Here is a 6,889-nt window from a genome sequence, read left to right on the forward strand (position 1 = left end):
ATCCTCGACCAGAAGAAGCCGCATCCGTTGTTTGCCTCCTGTCGCGCAACATAGCTAGCTCGTCGAGATGGCGTGGCCAGGAGCAGACCGGCCGATTGGGACAGACCAGAGGTCGCCTTCACTTCCGCCGCCGGGCACTCGGAGGTGGCGGAAGGGGTGGGATTCGAACCCACGGTACAGTTTCCCGCACGCCGGTTTTCCAGACCGGTGCCTTAAACCACTCGGCCACCCTTCCGAAGACGATCAGACGCTGCTGGCAAGGAGATCCTGCACTGCCACATGCGTCCGCCGCGCGCCGTACCACGCCTCTTTATGGCGCCGCGCGGCATGTCGTCAACGGCGCTCATTGAGCGGGACAATGCAGCTCCTTCAGACCGGCGGCCCCGGCGCTGATTACTCGTATCCCAGGGGGCGCTGGGGCAGGGGAAGGTGAGCGTCCGGCCACAAGTCGTCTGGAGCTCTCCCACCGCAAGATGGCGCTCCAATCCGAAGGATCGCACCCCAACAAAAAGCCCTCGCCGATGCGCTCAGCATCGACAAGGGCTACGTGTCCCTCAGCCCGGCAATACCGCGTCAAGCTTCGGCGTCACCGCTATCCAATCCTATGCCAGCGCGAACGCGATCAGGCTCGAGCACAGCACCGCGAAGCTCGCTGCAGTCAGGGCGAGAAAGCCGCCCGAGACGATGTCTTGATGTCGCATAAGCCACCTCCTGCGTCCGATGCTGGTCCGAATTGATTAAGATTTTCGGAAAAGCCAGATTGCAAAAAAGTGATGCTTCCAGTCGTTCGGGTCGATCCTTAAAATCAAGCCCAAGTCATAACGCGCAGTCGTAACACTCAGGCGCGTGACCGCACGCCCTCGAACGCATGAGCGAGGAAGATCCCCGCACCGAGCAAACCCATCATCGCCGTCACTGCTTCGAACATCGCAAAACGTCCTTTTGCGCCCCGCGAGAACCAAACGACGTGCAACCCCGCACAGTCAAAAAGATTCACCGGTGCAAAATCAGATCGGATAGCATTGAGGATTCCTTGCAACAGGTGTGGCTCGCGGGGATCAGTGGAAACACGGGAAACGTGTAGTGGCGGCCGAGCGCTGCCGGCGGTCGATAAGCGCGGGGCAGGGAATGGTTAACCACGCCGCCACTGCGCCATCGGCCACCCCATTTCCGCCGCGTTCGGGTTGCGTTATCCTTATGCGTTCAGTCGCGGTGGGACGCGACTCGGGGGCGGTCCGGTTGGCTCTGCAATGGGCGCGGCCGGTGGAATGGTCATTTGGGGTCTATGGGGATTCGGCGGACAGATCCGATCGAGCTGATAGTGCGTGGCGCCGTCGCGGTAGCGGCGTGCCTGATGGTTGCGAACTGCGCCTCGTCGGGCAAGTTCGCGAGCCGCCTCGATCCGAAATATGGCGTGTCGTCGAGCCCTCGCGTGGTCGCGTTCGGCGAGCCGGTGCCGAAAGGCGGCGGCGTCTATCGTGTCGGCAAGCCCTACACGGTGGCGGGCAAGGTCTACGTGCCCGAGGAGGACGTCAACTATCGCGCCGAGGGTCTCGCGTCCTGGTATGGCGACGACTTCCACGGCCGGCTGACCGCCAATGGCGAGGTTTTCGACATGGCGTCGCTGACGGCGGCGCATCCGACCCTGCCGATGCCGTGTTACGCCCGCGTCACCAATCTTTCGAACGGCAAGTCGCTGATCGTGCGGGTCAACGACCGCGGACCGTATCACAACAACCGCCTGATCGACGTCTCCAACAAGGCGGCCGAACTGCTGGACTTCAAGGGCAATGGCGTCGCCCGCGTCCGGGTCGAATATGTCGGCCGCGCACCGCTGGAAGGGTCCGACGATTTGACCCTGATGGCGACCTTGCGCACCGGCACGCCGGCGCCCGCACCGTCACTAGTGCGTGTGGCCTCGGCCCGGCCGTTCGTGCCGGAGTTCTCGACCTCGGCCGGCCGTCCGGTCCGCGGCGACGTCCCGATGCCGCAGGACCGGCCGTACACGCTCGGCAATACGTCGGCGGATATGGCCTCGCTCAACGCCACCTCGGAGATGTCGGCCTCGAGCCGCAGAAGCGGCCGGGCGCTGCCGAACGCCCGCGCGGTTTCGTATGATGCGAATGGCAACTACGCGACCGCCTCCGCGCCGGTGGCAGCCTATGCGCCAGATGACGGCGCCAGCGAAGCACGCGAGATCCTGAGCGGCCGCGGCCTCTATTGAGCACTGTTCCAGGATGAACAGCGTGATGCAATTGCGTGCATCGCGGCGTCGAGGACGGCAAGTCGTGTTGTTTGCGCCTGACCCAACTGTTAAAACGGGGCTTGTCAGGGCTTCGTCGATGATACCGTCAAAGTTACCGTTCCGCTTGTCCGTTCCATCCGGTCGGCTGTTGCGTTCGCTGATCGCGGTCGCGACCGCCGTGACGATCGGGTGGGGCGGTGTGCTCCACGCCGCCAATCAGAGCGTGCAGGGCGCCCGCAAGGACGAGGGCGGGTTCGAGGGCGATGCGCCGACCGCGATCCTGATCGAGGCCTCCAGCGGCGCCGTGCTGTTCGAGAAGAACGCCGACGAATTGCGTGCGCCCTCCAGCATGATGAAGCTGATGACGGCCGAGGTCGTCTTCCATGCCGTCAAGGAAGGCAAGGTCAAGCTGACGGATGAATACCGGATCAGCGAAAACGCCTGGCGCCGGGGCGGGGCGCCGTCGGGCACCTCGACGATGTTCGCAGCGCTCAACAGCAAGGTCTCGATCGACGATCTCTTGCATGGCGCCATCATCCAGAGCGGCAATGATGCCTGCATAGCGCTCGCCGAAGGCATGGCCGGCAACGAGAAGATCTTTGCCGCCGACTTCATGACCCCGCGCGCCCGCGAGCTCGGCCTGACCAAGTCGACCTTCGGCAACGCCAACGGTCTGCCCGATCCCGGCAACAAGATGACAGTGCGCGAGCTCGCCATGCTGGCTCGCCACATCATCCTGGATTATCCGGACTTCTATAAACTGTTCGGTGAAAAGGAATTCACCTGGAACAAGATCCGCCAGCCGAATCGCAACCCGCTGCTGAACGCGATGGAGGGCGCTGACGGGCTCAAGACCGGCTACACCAAGGAGGGCGGTTACGGCATGGTCGGCTCGGTCGTGCAGAACGGCACAAGGCTGATCGTCGTCGTCAACGGGCTCGAGGATTCCGAGGATCGCGCCACCGAAGCCAAGAAGATGCTGGAATGGGGTTTCCGTAACTTCGAAAGCCGGACCCTGTTCGCGGCCGACCAGCCGATCGGCTATGCCAAGGTGTTCGGCGGCGACGCGGGCTCCGTGCCGTTGTTGAGCCAGGAGCCGGTCAAGGTGATGGTGCAGAAGAACGGCCAGGACAAGCTGATCGCGCGCATCGTCTATAGCGGACCGGTGCGGGCGCCGATCGAACAAGGCCAGAAGGTGGGCGTTGTCAGGGTATGGCGCGGCCCCAATATCGCCGTGGAGACCCCGGTCTATGCAGCGGAATCGGTCGGCAAGGGATCGACCATGCGGCGCGCGTTCGACGGGGTGAGCGAGCTCGTAATCGGGATGTTCCGCGCCGGCGTCGAGAAGCTCTGAAATGGCGGATGTTGGCGTGAAGCGCGGCGCCGGCCGCGGCAAATTCATCACCTTCGAGGGTGGCGAAGGTTCCGGAAAATCCACCCAGATCAAGATGTTGGCGCAACGTCTTGAAGCGGCGGGCGTGCGCAATGTCACAACCCGTGAGCCCGGCGGCTCGCCCGGTGCGGAGATCATCCGCCATGTATTACTGTCCGGTGTCGGCAAGCTGCTCGGTCCCGAGGCCGAGACCTTGCTGTTCGCGGCGGCGCGCGACGATCACGTCCAGACAGTGATCCTGCCGGCGCTCAATCAGGGCACCTGGGTTCTGTGTGACCGCTTCTTCGATTCCACCCGCGCCTACCAGGGCAGCCTTGGCCAGGTCGCGCCCGGCATCGTCAACGCCTTGCAGCGGGTGACGATCGGCGACCTCAAGCCCGATCTCACCCTCATCCTCGACGTCCCCGTCGAGGTCGGAATGAACAGGGCCGCGGTCCGGCGCGGCAGCGACGCCGCGGACCGCTTCGAAAGCGAGGACATGACCTTCCATGAGGGGCTGCGCACGGCGTATCGCAAGATCGCGGCCGATGATCCCAACCGCTGCGTGCTGATCGACGCTACTGCTGACGCCGACAGTGTGGGCCAGGCCGTCTGGAGCGCCGTGCACGGGCATCTTGCCATGACCACGGCGGCGAGCCCGGCATGAGCGCGCGCAAGGTCGAGCAGGAGATTGCGGTCCGGCATCCGCGCGAGACGTCGGCGCTGTTCGGGCATCGCGAGGCGGAGGCGGCGCTGCTCAACGCCTATCGCAGCGGCCGTATCGCCCATGCCTGGCTGGTCGGCGGACCGCAGGGCATCGGCAAGGCCACGCTGGCCTATCGGATGGCGCGCTTCGTACTCGCCAACCGCGATGCCAATGCACCGGCCGTACGGGCCGCCGAATCCCTCTCGGTCCATCCCGATGATCATGCCGGGCGTCTCGTCACCACAGGCGCCCATGGCGGCTTGCTGACCCTGGAACGCTCGGCCAACGACAAGGGCGTGATGCGCACGGTCATCACCGTCGACGAGACGCGCGAGACCATCAGCTTCTTCGGTTCGACGGCCGCGGTCGAAGGCTGGCGGGTCTGCATCGTCGATACGGTGGATGAACTCAATCCCAATGCCGCCAACGCGCTCCTGAAGATTCTCGAGGAGCCGCCGCAGCAGTCGCTGTTTCTGCTGATCAGCCACGCGCCCGCGCGGGTGCTCGCCACCATCAAATCGCGCTGCCGCAGGCTCTCGTTGCGCGCGCTGTCGACCGAGAACGTGGTCCGCGCCGCGGCTGAGGCCACCGGCACGGATGTCACAGATCCGGCATTGCAGGAAGCGGCGGAGTCGTCCGAGGGCAGCGTCTCCCGCGCGCTGGCGCTGCTCGGCGGCGATTCGCTGCAGCTGCAGACCCGCACCGCGGCGCTGCTGGCAAGCCTGCCGAGCGTCAATCCGGCCGAGTTGCACGCGCTGGGCGATGCGCTCGGCACCAGCGATCGGGTGGCGCTGGCGAGCTTCCTGGACAGCATCGAGCGCTGGATGGCCGAGCGCCTCAGGGCCGGCGATGCCAACGCCAATCTGCCCCGCCTTGCACGGCTGGCGGAGGTGTGGGAAAAGATCGTCCGCGCCGCGCGCGACACCGAATCCTACAATCTGGAAAGAAAACCGCTGGTTTTCTCGGTGTTCGGGATGCTCGCCGAAGCCACGCGCTAGCCGCGCCGTCCGTCATCCCGAGACTATCAGTTCGACGTCGAAGAGGAATTTGCCGTGGCGAAGGCCAGCAAGAAAACTGTCAAGAAGGCGACCGAGCAGGCGCGCAAGTCGCAGGCGCCGCGCGCCGCGAAGAAGGCCGCCAAAAAAACAGCGAAGAAAACTGCCAAGAAGAAAGGCGCTGCTGCCAAACCTGGTAAGACCGGCAAGAAGGCCGCCAAGGCCAAATCGTCCAAGGCGAAGTCTGCTGCCAAGCCTGCGAGCAAGGCCGGCAAGCGCGGCGTGAAGAAAGCCGCCAAGACCACCGCAAAAACGGCCGTGAAGAAAGTTGCCGCGAAGGCGCCAAAGAAGGCGACCCCAGTTGCTACCAAGAAGCGCGCAGTGAAGGCGCCGATCGCGGAGACCGCGCCGGTTGCGCCCAAGCGCGCTAATCTCGCCAAGCCAAAGGCGCCGCGCAAGCCGAAGCCCGCCCCAGTCGTGGAAGCTGCAGCGCCCGCAGTCGAGCGAAACGCCTTCTACATCACCACCGCAATCGCTTACCCGAATGGCAAGCCGCATATCGGTCACGCCTATGAGGCGATCGCCACCGACGCGATTGCGCGCTTCGCGCGGCTCGACGGCAAGGACGTGTTCTTCCTCACCGGCACCGACGAGCACGGCCTGAAGATGGTGCAGACCGCGCAGAACGAAGGGCTGAGCCCGTCCGAGCTTGCGACCCGCAACGCGGCCCGCTTCAAGGAGATGGACGAGCGGCTCGACGTCTCGTTCGACCGTTTCATCCGCACCACGGAGCCGGCGCATCACAAGTCGGTCCAGGCGATCTGGAATCGGATGCAGCAGAATGGCGACATCTATATCGATATCTATGCCGGCTGGTACTCGGTCCGCGACGAGGCCTATTACGCCGAGGAGGAGACACGCCTCAACGACGACAATGTGCGCCTCGGTCCGCAGGGCACGCCGGTCGAGTGGGTAGAGGAGAAGAGTTTCTTCTTCCGTCTCTCGGCCTATCAGGACAAGCTTCTTGCCCTCTATGAAAACCAACCCGACTTCATCGGGCCGGATGCGCGGCGCAATGAGGTCATCAGCTTCGTCAAAGGCGGGCTGAAGGATCTCTCGATCTCGCGCACCACCTTCGACTGGGGCGTGCGGGTGCCCAATGACGAAGATCACGTGATGTATGTCTGGGTCGACGCGCTGACCAACTACATCACGGGTGTCGGCTATCCCGACGAGAGCGATCCGAACTGGCACTACTGGCCGGCCGATGTCCACGTCATCGGCAAGGACATCATCCGCTTCCACTCCGTGTACTGGCCGGCGTTCCTGATGTCGGCAGGGGTGCCGCTGCCGCGGCGCGTCTATGCCCACGGCTTCCTGTTCAGCAGGGGGGAGAAGATGTCGAAGTCGGTCGGCAACGTCGTCGACCCCTTCCATCTGGCCGACCAATATGGCGTCGACCAGACGCGCTATTTCTTCCTGCGCGAGGTGCCGTTCGGGCAGGACGGCAACTACAATCATGAGGCGATCGTCGCGCGCATCAATGCCGACCTCGCCAACGATCTCGGCAA

Annotated in this window: 5 protein-coding genes and 1 tRNA gene; 5 read left to right on the forward strand and 1 reads right to left on the reverse strand. The window is 64.2% G+C overall.

Features of this window, described 5'->3' with window-relative positions:
* Positions 1-145: 145 nt before the first annotated feature.
* A tRNA-Ser gene (locus tag WA702_RS04980) sits at positions 146-235 on the reverse strand.
* 1,050 nt (positions 236-1,285) lie between these two features.
* Between WA702_RS04980 and WA702_RS04985 the strand changes: the two genes are divergently transcribed.
* The 5 genes from WA702_RS04985 to metG form a co-directional block, all read left to right on the forward strand.
* A complete protein-coding gene (locus WA702_RS04985; protein ID WP_425109427.1) occupies positions 1,286-2,224 on the forward strand; it encodes a septal ring lytic transglycosylase RlpA family protein in 939 nt (312 codons plus the stop codon).
* A 220-nt stretch (positions 2,225-2,444) separates the two neighbouring features.
* Positions 2,445-3,599: a D-alanyl-D-alanine carboxypeptidase family protein gene (locus tag WA702_RS04990; RefSeq protein ID WP_425109428.1), complete on the forward strand. Its 1,155-nt coding sequence runs from the start codon at positions 2,445-2,447 to the stop codon at positions 3,597-3,599.
* Between the two features lies 1 nt (position 3,600).
* The gene (tmk, locus tag WA702_RS04995) at positions 3,601-4,284 is read left to right on the forward strand and encodes a dTMP kinase (protein ID WP_425109424.1); all 684 of its coding nucleotides are present in this window, start codon (positions 3,601-3,603) and stop codon (positions 4,282-4,284) included.
* A complete protein-coding gene (locus WA702_RS05000; protein WP_425109425.1) occupies positions 4,281-5,321 on the forward strand; it encodes a DNA polymerase III subunit delta' in 1,041 nt (346 codons plus the stop codon). Before tmk ends, WA702_RS05000 begins: the two co-directional genes overlap by 4 nt.
* A 54-nt stretch (positions 5,322-5,375) precedes the next feature.
* The coding region (gene metG / locus WA702_RS05005; protein WP_425109426.1) for a methionine--tRNA ligase at positions 5,376-6,889 on the forward strand (1,514 nt) is incomplete at its 3' end.

It is taken from the genome of Bradyrhizobium sp. (assembly GCF_049798375.1).
Lineage (GTDB): Bacteria > Pseudomonadota > Alphaproteobacteria > Rhizobiales > Xanthobacteraceae > Bradyrhizobium.